Genomic DNA, 17,193 nt, shown 5'->3' with positions numbered 1-17,193 from the left:
GCCGTCAACGGGCCCGGCCCGCACGGCACATGCGACAGCCGACTGGGTTTTGGAGGGGCGTATGTCTGATCTTCCCCGGAAGGCGGTCACGAGGACCGCCAAGCTGGCAGCACTGCCGATCGGTATCGCCGGGCGGGCGACCTGGGGCCTCGGCAAGCGGATCGGCGGCAAGTCCGCGGAGATCGTGGCGCGGGAACTGCAACAGCGCACCGCGGAGCAGCTGTTCAAGGTCCTCGGAGAGCTGAAGGGCGGTGCGATGAAGTTCGGGCAGGCCCTGTCCGTCTTCGAGTCCGCCCTCCCGGAGGAGGTCGCCGGGCCGTACCGGGCGGCCCTGACGAAGCTTCAGGACGCGGCTCCCCCGATGCCGACCCGGACCGTGCACGGGGTGCTGGCGGAGCGGCTGGGCGAGGAGTGGCGGGAGCTGTTCCTCGCCTTCGAGGACAAGCCGTCCGCCGCCGCGTCCATCGGGCAGGTGCACCGGGCGGTGTGGCACGACGGGCGGGAGGTCGCCGTCAAGGTCCAGTACCCGGGGGCGGGCGAGGCCCTGCTGTCGGATCTCGCCCAACTGAGCCGTTTCGCCCGGCTGCTGGGGCCACTGATCCCCGGTATGGATGTGAAGCCGCTGATCACGGAGTTGCGGGACCGGGTTGCTGAGGAGCTGGACTACGAGCTGGAGGCGGCGGCCCAGCGCGCGCACGCGGCGGAGTTCGCCGGCGATCCCGATGTCCTCGTCCCGGACGTGGTGCACCACTGCGAGCAGGTGCTGATCACGGAGTGGATCGACGGGACGCCGCTGGCCGAGGTCATCGGCGAGGGGACGCCCGAGGAACGCGACCGGGCCGGGCAGCTCCTCGCCCGGTTCCTGTTCTCCGGTCCGGCGCGCACCGGGCTCCTGCACGCGGACCCCCACCCGGGGAACTTCCGCCTGCTGCCCGGCGAGGACGGCACGGGGGCGCGGCTGGGGGTGCTGGACTTCGGGACGGTGGACCGGCTGCCCGGCGGGCTGCCGCCGACCATCGGCCGCTGCCTGCGGATGACGCTCGACGGGGAGGCCGACGCCGTCTACCGGCTGCTGTGCGAGGAGGGCTTCGTCAAGGAGACCATCGATCTCGATCCGGACGCGGTGCTGGACTATCTGCTGCCGATCATCGAGCCGGCCGAGGCGGAGGAGTTCACCTTCACCCGCGGCTGGATGCGGGCGCAGGCGGCGCGGATAGCGGATGTCCGCTCCCCCGCGCACCAGTTGGGGAAGCAGTTGAACCTGCCACCCGCCTATCTGCTCATCCACCGGGTGACGCTGAGCACCATCGGCGTGCTGTGCCAGCTCAACGCGTCGGTGCGGTTGCGCGAGGAGCTGGAGACCTGGCTTCCCGGTTTCCCCGCCCCCGGAGGCGAGGACTCCGCCCCGGAGGCGGAGGCGGCCGGGGCGGCTACCACCACGACGAGTCGAGTCGCCCCTCGATCGACCTGATGTTGTCCCGGGCGCACCCCTCGCAGAGGTAGCGCCGGACGCCGTCCTCCACCGAGCAGGTCCAGGTGACGGGGGTGCCCTCGGCCACCCTGCCGCAGCGGGAGCACACGGTCGCCCCGGTCTCCTCGGGCGCCCCGGTCCCCTCGGGGGTGCCCGCGCCCTCGTCCGGCTGTCCGGTGGGAGGCGTCCTGTCCTGGTCCACCCGGCGACGATACCCCGCGGCGGCGCGGGCGGACGGAGAACGCCCCGCGGGGGCCGGTCCGTTCGGACCGGCCCCCGCGGGGTGGTGCGGCGGTCAGTTCATGACCGCCATGGCCAGTGCGCGGCGGGCGCGCATCGACACGCGCTCGGCGCGGCGCTGCATACGCCGGGCGGCGACCAGGCGCTGCGCCTGGCGTTCCGCGTCGGCTTCACGCCGACGCTCGTGCATATGCGCACGTGCCAGGGCTTCGGGGATGAGTTGCATTTCGCGGGTCCTGTTCTGACGCGAGGTGTTCGCGTCGCGGGTGGTGGTGACGTCTGAGATCGCGGAGCCGTTCGGCTCGCCGGCGGACGAGGTCATCGGAGCCTGCTTCTGGGGATCGTGCGTGACGGGTCGGTCGATGGTTCCGGTGGCGTTCATGCCGCGACCGGGTTCTTGCGCGGGCGGCCACGCGGCCGCTTGCGGGCGACGACCACGCCCTGGACGAAGAGCTCTCCGCCCCAGACACCCCACGGCTCACGCCGCTCCTTGGCACCGGCGAGGCAGGCCTCGACCAGCGGGCAGGTACGGCAGAGGGACTTGGCGTACTCGACGTCCGCGGGCGACTCGGCGAAGAAGACCTCCGGGTCGTAGGAGCGGCACGGTACGGGGACGCCGAGGTTCTCGATGGCGTCGTCGAGCGCGGTCAGCGCGGTGAGGGGAGTCAAGGCGGTTTCCTCGGTCGGTGCGGGCGGAGCGGGGGTCTCGGTGAGCGGTACGGACGGGGCGTGCGCTTCGAGTTGCACGGTGGGTGATTCCTCGTCTGGTCGTGCCGGCCGGTCGGCCGGTTCTGCTGCTGGTACCGGGTGGTGCTGGTCCCCGAGGCCCCTCGTTCCGTCTCCCGTTGGGGAAAACAGAAGGGCCGCGGATCCCGGGTGGGGTTCCGCGGCCCTGAAGGCGCCTGCCTGATGGTGGATCAGGCTGGATGACTCCAGGGTTCGAGCCCGCGGAAGGCCCACATCATGTGGTGCTGCGTCGTCTGCTTCGTCTCGGCACTGGCCGCCGCAAAGGCATAGGCCGGGGCCTGCGCCGCTGCTACTCCTGCTTCCAGTGCCTTGGTCGGTCGCTCATTGCGCTCCCGGACGGGGAGGCCGGCCCGCAGGGACGCCGGAAGGACGGCGGAGATGCCGGACAGACCGGTGCCCTGGAACGCGGAGGAGAAGCCGAGCGAGCAGATGGAAGCGACCGAGGGATCGGTCATTTTGGCGGTGCTGACGAAGCTGGTCTCGATGCTGATCACTGGAATCGCCTCCTCTCGGCGTCTCGGGGACCGGCGGGCCGGTCACACTCTGCGGACAAGTAGAGCACGAGGACAGGGCTTCGAAGAAGCCGCTGTTCTCGTGGTTAAGAACCTATGGGGCTTGCCGGGGCAGGCGCAAACTATTTTTCCGACGAGTTTTCATCAGTCGTCCTCGGCGCCGTCCGCAGGCTCCTCACCAGCGCAGATGGCCAGCACATCGGCTCCGAAACGGTCCAGCTTGCGGCTGCCCACACCGGAGATCCCCGCCAGCTCGCCCTCGCTGCCCGGCACGGCCTCCGCGATCGCCATCAGCGTCTTGTCGGTGAAGACGCAGTAGGCGGGCTGCCCGAGCTCCTTCGCCTGCTCCGAGCGCCACTCGCGCAGCCGCTCGTACAGCGCCTCGTCCATGTCCGAGGGGCAGTCCTCGCAGCGCATCAGCTTCATCTCGCCGGCGTCCGTCAGCGTCTTGCCGCAGACCCGGCACAGCACCGGCCCACGGCGCTTGCGACGGCCGCCGGCACCGCGCTCGACCCCGCCGGCTCCCCCGGCCCCGCCCCGGGAGCCGGGAGCCGGGGAGCCGGGCCGCAGGCCGTTGAGGAAGCGGCTCGGGCGGCGGGAGGCCCGCCCGCCGGGTGAACGGGACAGCGCCCAGGACAGCGAGAGGTGGAGCCGGGCCCGGGTGACCCCGACGTAGAGCAGCCGGCGCTCCTCCTCGACCTGCTCGTCCGTCTTGGCATAGGTGATCGGCATCATGCCCTCGGTGAGGCCGACCAGGAAGACCGCGTCCCACTCCAGGCCCTTGGCCGAGTGGAGGGAGGCGAGGGTGACGCCCTGCACCGTGGGGGCGTGCTGGGCGGCGGCCCGCTCGTCCAGCTCGGCCACCAGGTCGCCGAGGGTCGCCCCCGGCCGGGCCCGAGCGAAGTCCTCGGCGAGGCGCACCAGCGCGGCCAGCGACTCCCAGCGGTCCCGCACGGCACCGGAGCCGGCGGGCGGCTCGGTGGTCCAGCCCTTGGTGGACAGGACGGCGCGCACCTGGGCGGGCAGGTCCTCGGCGTCGTCGAGGAGGGCGTCGTTCGCCCCGGCGCGGGCGGCGCCGCGCAGGGCGACGCCCGCCTCGCGGACCTCCTGCCGCTCGAAGAAGCGCTCCGCGCCCCGCAGCTGGTAGGGCACGCCCGCGTCGGCCAGGGCCTGCTCGTAGACCTCGGACTGGGCGTTGACCCGGTAGAGGACGGCGATCTCGCCGGCCGGGACGCCCGCCGCGATCAGGTCCCGGACCCGGCGGGCGGTGCCCTCGGCCTCGGCGGGCTCGTCGCCGTACTCGGTGTAGACCGGCTCGGGGCCGGCGTCGCGCTGGGAGATCAGCTCCAGGCGGTGCTCGGCGGCCCGGCCGCGCGCCTGGGAGAGCAGCCCGTTGGCCAGGTGGACGACCTGGGGGGTGGAGCGGTAGTCCCGGACGAGCTTGACCACGGTGGCGCCGGGGTGGCGGGTGCGGAAGTTCAGCAGGTGGTCGGGGGTCGCGCCGGTGAAGGAGTAGATCGTCTGGCTGGCGTCACCCACGACGCACAGGCTTTCCCGGTCGCCGAGCCACAGGTCCAGCAGGCGCTGCTGGAGGGGGCTGACGTCCTGGTACTCGTCGACCACGAAGTGCTGGTACTGACGGCGGACGTGGTCGGCGATGTCGTGCCGGTCCTGGAGGATGCCGACCGTGAGCAGCAGGACGTCCTCGAAGTCGATGGCGGAGCGGTCCCGCTTGAGCTGCTCGTACATGCCGTAGATCTGGCCGACCTCCGCCGGGTCCCGGGGGGCGTCGCGCAGGGACTTGGCGACGGCGGCCGGGTAGTCCGCCGGGACGGTCTGGGTGACCTTGGCCCACTCGATCTCGCTGGTGACATCGCGCAGCTCGTTGCGGTCCAGGCGGATGCGGCAGCGGGCCGCGGCCTCGGCGACGAGCTGGATCTTGCGCTCCAGCAGCCGCGGCAGCTCCCCGCCGACCGCCTTCGGCCAGAAGTACTGGAGCTGGCGCAGGGCGGCGGAGTGGAAGGTGCGGGCCTGGACACCGCCCGCGCCGAGCTGGCGCAGCCGGCCGCGCATCTCGCCCGCCGCGCGGTTGGTGAAGGTGACCGCGAGCACACTGGCGGGCGGGAGTATCCCCGCGCGCACCCCGTAGGCGATGCGGTGGGTGATGGCGCGCGTCTTGCCCGTGCCGGCTCCGGCCAGCACGCACACCGGGCCGTGCAGGGCGGTCGCGACCTCGCGCTGCTCGGGGTCGAGCCCGTCGAGCACCGCGTCGGCCGTCTCGGGGGCCTGCGGGAACAGAGAGGAGTGCGTTGCTGCTGTCACCCCGCCATGCTGCCAGGTCCGGTGGGGCGGGTGCGCCGGGTTGTCCACAGGCAGCCCGATTGTTCGTACCGGCGGTGCGGGAATCGCGCGGGCGTCCCGTACGTTCTACGTCCCGGCGGGCCGACACCGAGAAGCCCCACCGACGAGCGAGGAGCGCAGAGACGATGCAGGGCACCGTGACGATGTACAGCACCACCTGGTGCGGGTACTGCCGCCGGCTGAAGAGCCAGATGGACCGCGAGGGCATCGCCTACACCGAGGTCAACATCGAGCTGGACCCGGAGTCGGCCGCGTTCGTCGAGAAGGCCAACGGGGGCAACCAGACGGTCCCGACCGTCCTGTTCCCGGACGGTTCGACGCTGACCAACCCCTCGCTGGCCCAGGTCAAGCAGAAGATCGGCGCCTGAGAGAGACGAGGTCCGGGCCGCCCGCCCGGGCCCCAGGCAGCCGAACCGGGCTCGGCCCGCGACGCGGCTCAGGCCGCGTCGCCCGGCTTGGGCAGCGGCTTGCCGTACCAGAGCTCGACGAGACGGGCCGCGATCGAGATGCCGTAGGGAGGCAGCACCTCCCCGGACTCGAACGCGGCCCGCAGCTCCTCCCGGGAGAACCAGCGCGCCTCGTGGATCTCCTCCCCGTCCACGACGATCTCCGAGGAGACGGCACGGGCGGTGAAGCCGAGCATCAGGCTGGACGGGAAGGGCCACGGCTGGCTGGCCACATAGCCGACCTCGCCCACCGAGACGCCCACCTCCTCGCGCACCTCGCGCCGCACCGACTGCTCGATGGACTCCCCCGGTTCGACGAAGCCCGCCAGGGTGGAGAAGCGGCCCTCCGGCCAGTGCACCTGGCGGCCCAGGAGGGCGCGGTCCTCGTCGTCCGTGACCAGCATGATCACGGCCGGGTCGGTGCGCGGGTAGTGCTCCGCGCCGCACGCCTGGCAGCGGCGGATGTGCCCGGCCGCCGCGATCACGGTCCGCTCGCCGCAGCGGGAGCAGAAGCGGTGCAGCCGCTGCCAGTTCTCCAGTGCCACGGCGTGCACCAGCAGACCGGCGTCCCGCGGGGACAGCAGCAGCCCCGCCTCGCGCAGCCCGGCGGGGCGGGCGGACTGGTCCATCCGGCCCGGCAGGGAGTCCTTCTGGAGGGCGAAGTAGCGCACCCCGTCCTCGTCGGTACCGAGGAAGTAGCGATGCGTCTCGGTGAGCGGCGCCTCGAAGGCCGGGGTCATGACCAGCTCGGTGCGGCCGTCGGGGGTGTCGTCGATCAGGGCCTGGCCGCCGGAGACCACGAAGACACGGGTCGTGGGGTGGCTCCACGCCGCCGCCAGCCATGCCTCGTCCAGGCGGTTGTGCGCCTCGCGGTCGATCCCGCTCGGCGCGGTCAGGCCGATCGGGCGGTCCCAGGCGGCGTAGCTGTCGGTGCTCACGGTGTTCTTCCAACTCCCCCGGTGCGGATGGCTGTCGGGTCCGGTGCGGATGGCGGTGGGGCGGTCCGGCGGGCCGCCGGGACGCGGTGGGGCGGCCGGGCGTCAGGCGTCCGGGCCGCCGGTCCCGCGCAGGGTCCCGGCCAGGTCCTCCCACAGGTGTGCCGAGGCTTCCACGCCCTTGAGGAGCAGGTCGAGTTCGACCTTCTCGTTCGGTGCGTGCCAGCCGTCGGACGGCACCGAGATGCCGAGGAAGAGGACGGGGGCGCCCAGCACGTCCTGGAGGTCGGCGGCGGGACCCGAGCCGCCCTCCCGGGTGAAGCGGATCGTCTCGCCGTCGAAGGCGCGGCCCATGGCCCGGACGACCGAGCGGAGCGCCGGGTGGTCCAGCGGGGTCAGACAGGGGCGGGTCGCGGCGCTGAACGCGATCCGGTGCCGGATACCGGCGGGGACCCGCTCGGCCACCCAGTCGGCCACGGCCCGCTCGATCTTCTCGGGTTCCTGGCCCGCGACCAGCCGGAAGGACAGCTTCACCGTCGCCGAGGCGGGGACGATCGTCTTGCCGCCGGCGCCCTGGTACCCGCCGCCGATCCCGTTGACCTCGGCCGTGGGGCGGGCCCACAGGCGTTCCAGGGTGGTCCAGCCGTGCTCGCCGAGGGTGGCGCGGGAGTGGGCGGTGCGCAGCCAGGACTCCTCGTCGAAGGGCAGTTCGGCGAAGAGCCGCCGTTCGGCGTCGGTCAGCGGCGGGATGCCGTCGTAGAAGCCGGGCACGGTGACGCGCTCGTCCTCGTCGTGCAGGGCCGCGACGATCCGGGCGGCGACGGTGGCCGGGTTGGGGACCGCGCCGCCGAACGAGCCGGAGTGGATGTCCTGGCCGGGGCCCTCGAAGGTGATCTCGCACTCGGCGAGGCCGCGCATGCCGGTGCAGACGGTGGGGGTGGTCTCGGACCACATACCGGTGTCGGAGACGATCACGGCGTCGGCGGCGAGTCGGCCGGCGTGCCGTTCGACGAGGTCGCGGAAGTGCGGGGAGCCGGACTCCTCCTCGCCCTCGATCAGCAGCTTGAGGGTGACGGCGGGCGCGGTGCGGCCGGTGGCGGCCAGGTGGGCGCGGACGCCGAGTGTGTGGAAGAACACCTGGCCCTTGTCGTCGGCGGCGCCGCGCGCGTACAGCCGGTTGCCGGTGACCACCGGGTCGAAGGGGTCGGTGTCCCAGCCGTCCTCGCGGGCGGCGGGCTGGACGTCGTGGTGGCCGTAGACCAGGACGGTGGGCGCGTCCGGGTCCTCGGCGGGCCACTCGGCGTAGACGGCGGGCGCGCCGGGGGTCTCCCAGATCTCGGCGACCGGGAAGCCCGTCTCCCGCAGTGCGGCGGCCAGCCAGTCGGCGCTGCGCCGCACATCGCCGGCGTGCTCGGGCTGCGCCGACACGGACGGGATGCGCAGCCACTCGACCAGCTCGTCGACGAAGGCCGCGCTGTGCTGCCGGATGTACGTACGGACGGCGCTGTCCGGGGTCTCGCTCATGCTCACGAGCCTAACGGGCCCCGCCGGCGGACTCGCCGGGCGTCCCGCCCAGCAGGACGCGCTCCAGGGCCTCGCGGCCCGGCAGGTCCGGGGGCCGGACCACCTCGCCGGTGCGCACGAAGACGAACGCGGCGGTGACCGCCTCCGGGGGGACGCCCTGCTGCTCGGCCCAGGCCAGGCGGTAGACGGCGAGCTGGAGGGGGTCGGCCCGGCCGTCCCGGGCGGTCTTCCAGTCGACGATCTCGTACGCGGGGCCGGAGCCGGGGCCGCCGTCCCCGGTGCCGGGGCCCCCGGTCTCCGTGCGGTAGACCGCGTCGATCCGGCCCCGCACCACGCGTCCGGCCAGGGTGAACTGGAAGGGCGCCTCGACCCGGTACGGGGTGCGCCGGGCGTACGCGGTGCGCGCGAACGCCTCCTTGAGCGCGGCCAGGTCCTGCTCGTCGGCGATGTCGTGGTCGTCGGCCGCGTCCGGGCCGGCCGCTCCGGGCAGCTCGTCCGGGCCGAGCACGGGCAGGGGCACCTCCTCGAAGCGGGACTCGACCCAGGCGTGGAAGCGGGTGCCGCGCCGGGCCGCCCGGTGCGGTGGCCGGGGCATCGGGCGGGCCAGGTCGCGGGCGAAGCCGTCGGGGTCGGCGGCGAGGCGGAGCAGCTGGGAGGCCGAGAGGGAGCGCGGCAGCTCGACGTCCCGGACGGTGGCGCGGGCGCGGCGCAGTTCGCCGGTGAGGGCGTCCAGGTCGCGGTCCCAGGAGTCGAGGACCCTGACCTCCTCCGGGGTGAGGGGTTCGGCCGGGGCGTGCGGTTCCGCCGGGGCGGCGGGCGCGGTTTCCTGGGGCGGGGCCGGGGGCTGGTGGGGGACGGCGGCGGCCGGGGCGTCGGGCAGCTCCCCGGGCGCCTCGCCACGGGGGTCGTCGTACGGTTCGCCGTACGCGCGCTCGTCCGGGTCGCCGAAGGGGTCGTCGAACGGCGGCGGGGGCTCCTCCTCGGGCGGGGCCTCCTCGGGCCAGGCCCAGTCGGCGTCGTCCGCAGGCTCCGGCGCCCGGTCGTCCGGCGCCGACGCCAGATGAGCGAGGACCGTCTCGGCGGCCGCCCGGCGGCGGGCCAGGGAGGCCGGGTCGAGCGGCAGCGGCCAGGCCAGGTCGTCGCCCCGCTCCCGCAGCGCCGGGTTCTCCGCGTCCTCCTCGGGCTCCTCCGCCCATGCCTCGATCTCGCCGTGCCCCCGGGCGCAGTGGTCGTGCAGGGCCCGGAGGAAGGCGGAGGGGCCGCGGCGGCGCTTCTGGTCCGGGCCCCACCAGTGCCCGGACCCGAGGAGGAGGGACCGGGGCCGGGTGAAGGTCACATAGCCGAGGCGGAGTTCCTCGGTGTGCTGGTGCTCCTTCATCGCCGCCTTGAAGTCCTTCAGCCCGGCGGCGTCCCAGCCGGCGACCTCCGGCAGGGTCTCCGCGTCACCGCGCAGGGCGTGCGGGAGGACCTGGGGCTGGGAGGTCCAGGACTCGCGGGCGCGGTCGCTCGGGAACTGCTTGGCGACCAGGCCGGGGACGGCGACGACATCCCATTCGAGGCCCTTGGACTTGTGCGCGGTGAGCACCTTGACGGTGTTCTCGCCGCCGGGGAGGGCGTTGTCGAGGCCCTTCTCGTACTGGGCGGCCGTGCGCAGGAAGCCGAGGAAGGCGAGCAGGGTCGTCTCGCCGTCGAGGGCGGCGAAGGAGGCGGCGATGTCCAGGAAGTTGGCCAGGGTCTCGCGGCGGCGGGCGGCCAGCGCGTGCGGGGAGGCGGAGAGTTCGACGTCCAGGCCGGTGGCACCGAGCACCCGGTGGAGGACGTCCATCAGCGGGTCGGCGAGCGAACGGCGCAGCTCGCGCAGTTCGGCGGCGAGGCGGGCGAAACGGACCCGGGCCTCGGCGGAGAACGGCAGTCCGTCGTCCGGGGCCGCGCCGCCGCCCGCCTCCAGGAAGGTGTCCAGGGCGTCCGCGAGGGAGATGATCTCGGCCGGGTCGGTGCCCTCCACGGCGGCGGCGAGACGGCGCTCGGGGTCGTCGTCGCCGTCCGGCCGGTGGACCAGGAGGCGGGCCCGCCGCCCGAGGAGGGCCAGGTCCCGGTGGCCGATCCGCCAGCGGGGGCCGGTCAGCAGCCGGACGAGGGAGGCGTTGGCCCCCGGGTCCTGGAGGACCTCGCAGACGGCGACCAGGTCCGCGACCTCCGGCAGGTGCAGCAGCCCGGACAGTCCGACGACCTCCACGGGGACGTCCCGGGCGACCAGGGCGCCCTGGATCTCGGGGAAGTCGCGGGCCGTGCGGCACAGGACGGCGATCTCCCCGGGCGCCTTGCCGGTGCGCACCAGATGGGCGATGGAGTCGGCCAGCCAGGCGATCTCCTCGGCGTGCGTGGGCAGCAGGGCGCAGCGCACGATGCCGTCCCGCTCGGCGCCCGGGGCGGGGCGCAGGGCCTCGACGCCCTCGTGCATGGCGCGCAGCGGGGTGGCGAGGCCGTTGGCGAGGTCCAGGAGGCGGCCGCCGCTGCGGCGGTTCTCGCTCAGCGCGAAGCGGGTCGCGGGGGTGCCGTCGGCGTACGGGAAGTGCCGCGGGAAGTCGTCCAGGTTGGCCACGGAGGCCCCGCGCCAGCCGTAGATCGCCTGGCAGGGGTCGCCGACGGCGGTGACGGCGTGCCCGGTGCCCTGGCCGAACAGCCCGGAGAGCATGAGGCGCTGGGCGACGGAGGTGTCCTGGTACTCGTCGAGCAGGACGACCCGGAACTCGTCGCGCAGGACCGTGCCCACCTCGGGCCGGGTGAGGGCCAGTTCGGCGGAGAGGGCGATCTGGTCCCCGAAGTCGAGCAGATCGCGCTCGCTCTTGGCGGTGCGGTAGCGGACGGTGAGGTCGAGGAGTTCCCGACGGGCCCGGGCCGCCTCCGGGACCTTGCGCAGGTCGGGGTTGCCGAGCTTCGCCCCGGCGAGGGCGGTGAGCAGTCCGGCGTCGTGGCGGTCCAGGGCCTCGGGGCGGACCAGGTGCTCGGCGAGTTCGGCGTCGAGGGCGAGGACATCGCTGACCAGGGTGGGAAAGGACCGGGTCAGGGCCGGGTACGGTCCGGGGGCCTCGCGCAGCACACGGGCGGCGAGCTGGTAGCGGGTGGCGTCGGCGAGCAGCCGGGCGCTGGGCTCCAGACCGATGCGCAGCCCGTGGTCGGTGAGGAGCTGCCCGGCGAAGGCGTGGTACGTCGAGATCCGGGGCTCGCCGCCCACCGCGTCGTCCCCGGAGCCGTCGACGGGCAGCGCGTCCGGGTCGGTCACCCCGGCCCGGACGAGGGCGGTCCGGACGCGCTCGGCCAGTTCGGCGGCGGCCTTGTTGGTGAACGTGAGCCCGAGGACCTGCTCCGGGGCGACCTGCCCGGTGCCGACGAGCCAGACCACGCGGGCCGCCATGACCGTCGTCTTCCCCGACCCGGCCCCGGCCACGATGACCTGCGGGGCGGGCGGCGCGGTGATGCAGGCCGTCTGCTCCGGGGTGAAGGGGATGCCGAGGAGCTCCTTGAGCTGCTCGGGGTCGGTGATGCGCGCGGTCACCGGAAGAGGCTAACGGGGAGCGCGGACAGTCCGTCGCGGTCCCAGGTGGGGCCCGGGCCCGCGACCCGGGGCGGGTGGCCGGGTCCCGGGGCGGGGCGGGTGGCCCGGGCCGCGCCCGCCCGGGGCGAGGGCCCGGGCGGGGCGAGGGCCCGGGCGGGGGCCGGGCTCAGGGCCTCAGGACGCGGCCTCGTCGTCCGCGCGGCTGCCCGCGTTGAACCCCGTGTCGCCGCCCGTGTCCGGGTCGGACTCGGTGTCCGGCTCCGGGGAGAGCTCGGGGTCCGGCTCCTGCTCCGGGGCGGGTGAGGTGCCGTCCGGGTCCGCATCCGGGTCCGGGTCGCCGAGCAGCCCCTCCAGGTCCACGACCTCCCCGGCGGGCGGCGCGGTCACGGCGACCGGCTTGCCGTAGTCCGAGAACGTGACGCCGCCGGGCTCCTCGCCCCCCGCCCTGACGACCTTCAGCAGATACGGTTCGCCCTCCTGCGCGACATACGCGGTCACCGTCGCCGAACCGTTTCGCTTGACGAGGGTGGTCGCCCGCGCGCCGCCGACCGCGCCGTCCCGCCCCAGGGTCAGGCCGCTGCTGATCCCGCCGGCGCCCTTCAGCCCGGCGAGCATCTCGTCCAGATCGCACAGCCCGCGCAGGTCCTCGACGGCCCCGGCCGGGAGCTTGACCCAGCGGTCCTTCACCAGCTCGACCACCGCGTCGCCGCTCCCGTCGTCCGGGGAGGCGGAGGGGCGTGAGCGCATCGCGGCGCGCCAGAAGGCGTCGTCGCCCTTCATATAGACGACCTCGCCCAGCCGCCGGACGTCGGCCCGCCCGCCCTGGACGCCGAGGCGGCCGGTGCAGTCGGCGCGGGAGTCCATCGCGAGGTCGACCGTGACCAGGTCGCCCCCGCTCTCGATCTCGCCCTTCATCCGCAGCGAGGGCGCCTGTTCGGTGGCCGCGACCGCGCGGTCCGCGATCTGGTCGGCGCTCAGGCCGCGGAACGGTCCCGCCGTGGCGCCGTCGGTGGCCGCCGCGGTGACCTTGCGCGCTCCCGCGCCACCGCCCGTCTCGCCCCCGCCGTCCCCGGAACAGCCCGTCAGCACGGCCCCGGCGCAGACGCAGACGAGTGCCGCCGCCGCGGCCCGGCCCGCGGGGCGGGCCGCCGTGACCGTCGTCGTCTTCGGCGTGGTCCCGGCCGGCCGGGACGTCCTGGTTGCCGCCATGTGTCAACTCCCATGAAGATCCGCAGCCGGGGGCGCCATGGCTGCTGTGGACCTTCATTGGATGCGGACGAACCCTCAGGAAACGGGCGACAAGCGATCAGCGCACCGATCATTCCACTATTTGGCGGCCCTCCGGCTGCGCGCTGCACGAGGCGCGGAAGGCGCAGTGCGCGCAGTGCTGCCCGGCGCTGGGCGCGAAGCGCTCGTCCAGGACCCGCCCGGCGGCCGTCGCCAGCAGGTCGCCGACCCACTCCCCGTCCGGCGGCTCCTGCGCCTGCACCTTGGGCAGCGCCTCGCCGCCCTCCTTCTTGGGGGCGGCCTGGCGCAGATGCACCAGCTCGGCCCCGCCGGGCTCGGGGCGTCGGCCGTCGAACACCTCGTCGACCGCGCCCTCGCGCACCGCGAGCTGGTACACGGCGAGCTGCGGATGGCGGGCGACCTCGGCACCGGTGGGCGCCTGCTTGCCGGTCTTGAAGTCCACGACGTACGCCCGGCCGCCCGCGTCCTGCTCGACCCGGTCCATCGAGCCGCGGATGCGGACCTCGTACTCCCCCGCCTCCAGGGTCACGTCGAAGTCGTGCTCGGTGGCGGCGGGGGCCCGGCCGCCGCGGTCCATGACGTGCCAGCGCAGGAAGCGCTCCAGGGCTGCGCGGGCGTGCTCCTTCTCCTGGCGGGACTTCCAGGGGGCGTCGAAGACCAGGCCGTTCCAGACCGAGTCCAGACGCTCCATCAGCACGTCGAGATCGGCGGGAGTGCGGCCGGAGGCGACCTCGTCCGCGAGGACGTGGACCACGTTGCCGAAGCCCTGGGCGGCGGTGGCCGGGGCGTCCGCCTTCACCTCGCGGCCCAGGAACCACTGGAGGGCGCAGGTGTTGGCGAGCTGGTCGAGGGCGCTGCCGGACAGGGCGACGGGCCGGTCCCGGTCGCGCAGGGGCACGGCGCTGCGGGTCGGCTCGTCCATGCCCCACCAGCGGTAGGGGTGCGCGGACGGGACCAGGGGCTGGCCGTCCTCGTCGGTGAGGGCGGCGAGGCGCGCGAGCCGGCGGGCGGCGGCCTCGCGGAGCGCGGGGGACGCGTCCGGGTCGACAGTGGTCGCGCGCAGCTCGGCGACGAGGGGGGCGACGGCGAGGGGGCGGCGGGGGCGGCCGGTGACGTCGACGGGCTCGACGCCGAGTTCCGTGAGGAACCGGGAGGGCTGGTCGCCGTCGTCGGCCGGGGCCTTGACGGCGGTCACGACGAGACGGTCCCGGGCGCGGGTCGCGGCGACGTAGAAGAGGCGGCGCTCCTCGGCGAGGAGGGCGCCCGGGGGGAGGGGTTCGGCGAGGCCGTCGCGGCCGATGCGGTCGGCTTCGAGGAGTGAACCGCGGCGGCGCAGGTCGGGCCAGAGCCCCTCCTGTACGCCCGCGACGACGACGAGCCGCCACTCCAGGCCCTTGGAGCGGTGCGCGGTCATCAGGCGCACGGCGTCGGGGCGGGCCTCCCGGCGGGTCAGGGTGTCGGCGGCGATGTCCTGGGCGTCCAGCTCCTCGATGAAGTTGAGCGCGCCCCGGCCGCCGGTGCGCTCCTCGGCGCGGGCGGCGGTCTCGAACAGGGCGCACACGGCGTCGAGGTCGCGGTCGGCGTTCCGGCCGCCGGGGCCGCCGCGGAAGGCGGAGCGTTCGAGGCGCTGGGGCCAGGGGGTGCCGTCCCAGAGCAGCCACAGGGCCTCCTCGGCGGTGCCGCCGCCGGCCAGCAGCTCCCGCGTCTTGCGCAGCAGCACACCGAGCCGCTGCGCGCCGCGCGCGTACGCGGGGTCGTGCGCGACCAGCCGCTCGGGCTCGGCGAGCGCGCGGGCGATCAGCACGTCGGACGGCGGGGGCACGCGGTTGCCCGCGGCCCGCTCCTCGTCCCGCAGGGCCCGCCCGAGCCGGCGCAGGTCCGAACTGTCCATCCCGCCCAGCGGCGACGTGAGCAACCCGATCGCGGTCTCGGCGTCGAGCCCACGGGGGGGTTGGGGGGCGGCGGCGGCCTCTGCCCCGCCCGGCCCGGGTCCGGGCTCGGCGGGGGCGGCCTCCGCCTCGGCGGGGCCCTTGTTCTCGGGGCGCGGGCCCGCGCCCGCGTGCTCGGGGCCGCCCGTCAGGGCGGCGTGGGCGGGGTCCTCGCCCCCGGCACGCACCCCGGCCGGGGAAGCGATGGCGTCCACCGGCCCGGCCCCGGGCCCCGGCCCGGCGGGGCCGGGGGTCTCGGGCGTGAGCCCGTCAGCGGATTCGCCGCCTACGGGGGTACCGCCGCCGGGGCCCGGGCCAACCGGGCCGGGCCGGGCCCCGGTCCGGCCCTCGGCCTCTGCGGGACCGTGGGCGTCGGAGTCCGGTGCGGGCGACCCTGCGCCGCGACGCGCGGCCACGGACTTCGGACCCTCCACCGGAGGCCCGGCGGCGGGGGCCCCGCCCGCCGGGGTGGCGGCCTCCGCCTCGGCGGGACCGTCCCCCGGGGCCTCGGCGGAACCGTCCCCCGGGCCCGGTCCGGCGTCAGGGCCCGGGCCCGGGTCGGCGTCCGCGGGCTCGGAGCCCCGCGCCCCGGTCGGCGAGGCGGCCTCCGACACGGGGGTACCGCCGCCGGGGCCCATGCCCGGGTCGGCGTTCGCGAGCCCGGGCTCCGGGAGGCCAGCCGGGTCCACGGCGGCCGCCGGGCGCGGGACCGGGTCGGCGTCAAGGCTCGCGGGCCGGTCCGGGTCGGCGGGCGTGGCCTCGGGGTTCGGCCCGGAAACCCCCTCCGGCGGGGTGAGCGCCGCCTGCGCCGCCGTGCGGAGGGCGGACAGCAGGGGCGCGACCGCCGGCTCGTGGCGGAGGGGGAGGTCGTCGCCGGTGACCTCGACCGGGACGCCCGCCGAGATCAGGGCGCGGCGCAGGGACGGGATCGTGCGGCCGCCCGCGCGGACCAGGACGGCCATCTCCTCCCAGGGAACGCCGTCCTCCAGGTGCGCCCGGCGCAGGATGTCCGCGATGTTGTCGGTCTCCGTGGACGCCGTGGGGTACGTGTACGCCTCCACCCGGCCGCCGTCGCGGACCGCCGCCGGCTCCCGGTGCGCGCGGACCCGGTCCGCGGGCAGCCGGGTGAGCGGCATCCGCCGGGTGAGCAGGCGGGTCGCCGCCAGCAGGGCCGCCCCGCTGCGGCGGTTGGCGGTCAGGACCGCGACCCCGGAGGGCGCCCCGTCCCGCCGCCGGAAGACCCCGGGGAAGTCGAGGATGCCGTTCACGTCCGCGCCCCGGAAGGCGTAGATCGACTGGTCCGGGTCGCCGAAGGCGACCAGCGTCCGTCCGCCGCCCGCCAGCGCCCGCAGCAGCCGCACCTGCGCCGGGTCGGTGTCCTGGTACTCGTCCACGAAGACCGCGTCGTACGGGAAGTCCCCCGGCGACAACTCGCGCTCGGCGAGCAGCACCGCGCGGTGCACCAGCTCGGCGTAGTCGAGGACGCCCTGCATGTCCAGGACGTCCAGGTACTCCGCGAGGAAGGCCGCCGCCGCCCGCCAGTCCGGGCGTCCGGCCCGGTCGGCGAAGCCGGCCAGCGCCTCCGGCCCGAGGCCCAGCTCCCGGCTGCGGGCGATCACCGCGCGGGCCTCGTCGGCGAAGCCCCGGGTGGTCAGGCAGGCGCGCAGGTCGGCGGGCCACCGGACCCCGCCGGGAACGCCGTCGCGCTCCATCGCCACATGCCCGGCGAGCAGCTCGCGCAGGGCCACGTCCTGCTCGGGGCCGGAGAGCAGGCGCAGCGGCTCGGCGAAGAGGTCCGCGTCCTGGTGCGCCCGGACCAGGGCGTAGCAGAAGGAGTGGAAGGTGGTCGCCTGCGGACCGTGCGCGCCGCCGAGCCGCAGCGCCATCCGGTCGCGCAGTTCGACGGCGGCCCGGCGGCTGAAGGTGAGGACCAGGATGCGCGCCGGGTCCCCGCCCCGGGCGATCCGGGCGGCGACCGACTCCACCAGGGTGGTGGTCTTGCCGGTGCCCGGTCCGGCGAGGACCAGCAGCGGTCCGTCCGTGTGATCAACCACCGCGCGCTGGGCTGCGTCCAGGAGAGGGGGATCCACGGGGGCGGGTGCGGTGCGCACCAGCCGGTACGCGCCCGGGGACCGTTCCCTGTGCCCCTGCGGGCGCGGGGGGACCCCCGGCCGTACCTGCTGCGGGTACGGCGTACGCCCGGTGGTGGAGGAGGAACTCACAGT

Annotated in this window: 12 protein-coding genes; 2 read left to right on the top strand and 10 right to left on the bottom strand. The window is 75.3% G+C overall.

Annotated elements, in window-relative coordinates:
• Nucleotides 1-61 precede the first annotated feature (61 nt).
• On the top strand, nt 62-1,471 hold the full coding sequence (locus ABZ457_RS08775) for an AarF/ABC1/UbiB kinase family protein (protein ID WP_359155431.1): 1,410 nt from the start codon (nt 62-64) through the stop codon (nt 1,469-1,471).
• Here the strand turns inward: ABZ457_RS08775 and ABZ457_RS08770 are convergent.
• The 5 genes from ABZ457_RS08770 to ABZ457_RS08750 form a co-directional block, all read right to left on the bottom strand.
• Nucleotides 1,431-1,673, bottom strand: a complete 243-nt coding sequence (locus ABZ457_RS08770; RefSeq protein ID WP_359155429.1) for a hypothetical protein — start codon at nt 1,671-1,673, stop codon at nt 1,431-1,433. The genes ABZ457_RS08775 and ABZ457_RS08770 overlap by 41 nt on opposite strands.
• A gap of 93 nt (nt 1,674-1,766) precedes the next feature.
• The gene (locus tag ABZ457_RS08765) at nt 1,767-2,093 is read right to left on the bottom strand and encodes a hypothetical protein (RefSeq protein WP_359155427.1); all 327 of its coding nucleotides are present in this window, start codon (nt 2,091-2,093) and stop codon (nt 1,767-1,769) included.
• Entirely contained in the window at nt 2,090-2,458 is a 369-nt protein-coding gene (locus ABZ457_RS08760; RefSeq protein WP_018845592.1) for a WhiB family transcriptional regulator, read from the bottom strand. The genes ABZ457_RS08765 and ABZ457_RS08760 overlap by 4 nt, the downstream gene beginning before the upstream one ends.
• Before the next feature lie 170 nt (nt 2,459-2,628).
• A complete protein-coding gene (locus tag ABZ457_RS08755) occupies nt 2,629-2,952 on the bottom strand; it encodes a hypothetical protein (protein WP_359155424.1) in 324 nt (107 codons plus the stop codon).
• A 162-nt stretch (nt 2,953-3,114) separates the two neighbouring features.
• On the bottom strand, nt 3,115-5,292 hold the full coding sequence (locus ABZ457_RS08750) for an ATP-dependent DNA helicase UvrD2 (protein ID WP_359155422.1): 2,178 nt from the start codon (nt 5,290-5,292) through the stop codon (nt 3,115-3,117).
• Nucleotides 5,293-5,456: 164 nt separating this feature from the next.
• Here ABZ457_RS08750 and ABZ457_RS08745 point away from each other — a divergent pair, with 164 nt between their 5' ends.
• The gene (locus ABZ457_RS08745) at nt 5,457-5,699 is read left to right on the top strand and encodes a mycoredoxin (protein ID WP_177150610.1); all 243 of its coding nucleotides are present in this window, start codon (nt 5,457-5,459) and stop codon (nt 5,697-5,699) included.
• Between the two features lie 68 nt (nt 5,700-5,767).
• Here the strand turns inward: ABZ457_RS08745 and nudC are convergent, their stop codons facing one another.
• The 5 genes from nudC to ABZ457_RS08720 all read right to left on the bottom strand — a co-directional run bounded on the left by nudC (nt 5,768) and on the right by ABZ457_RS08720 (nt 17,190).
• On the bottom strand, nt 5,768-6,715 hold the full coding sequence (gene nudC, locus ABZ457_RS08740; RefSeq protein ID WP_359155420.1) for an NAD(+) diphosphatase: 948 nt from the start codon (nt 6,713-6,715) through the stop codon (nt 5,768-5,770).
• A 102-nt stretch (nt 6,716-6,817) separates the two neighbouring features.
• Complete coding sequence (locus tag ABZ457_RS08735) at nt 6,818-8,236, bottom strand: dipeptidase (RefSeq protein WP_359155417.1); 1,419 nt, start codon at nt 8,234-8,236, stop codon at nt 6,818-6,820.
• Between the two features lie 10 nt (nt 8,237-8,246).
• Nucleotides 8,247-11,792, bottom strand: coding sequence for an ATP-dependent DNA helicase (locus ABZ457_RS08730; protein WP_359155415.1), 3,546 nt, complete (start codon nt 11,790-11,792; stop codon nt 8,247-8,249).
• Nucleotides 11,793-11,966: 174 nt separating this feature from the next.
• Nucleotides 11,967-13,001, bottom strand: coding sequence for a hypothetical protein (locus ABZ457_RS08725; protein WP_359155413.1), 1,035 nt, complete (start codon nt 12,999-13,001; stop codon nt 11,967-11,969).
• A gap of 109 nt (nt 13,002-13,110) precedes the next feature.
• Nucleotides 13,111-17,190 carry a UvrD-helicase domain-containing protein gene (locus ABZ457_RS08720; protein ID WP_359155410.1) on the bottom strand — a complete coding sequence of 1,360 codons (4,080 nt, stop codon included), beginning with the start codon at nt 17,188-17,190 and terminating at the stop codon, nt 13,111-13,113.
• Nucleotides 17,191-17,193 lie beyond the last annotated feature (3 nt).

The organism is Streptomyces sp. NPDC005805, assembly GCF_040630445.1.
GTDB lineage: Bacteria > Actinomycetota > Actinomycetes > Streptomycetales > Streptomycetaceae > Streptomyces.
This window is presented reverse-complemented; position numbering and strand designations above follow the sequence as displayed.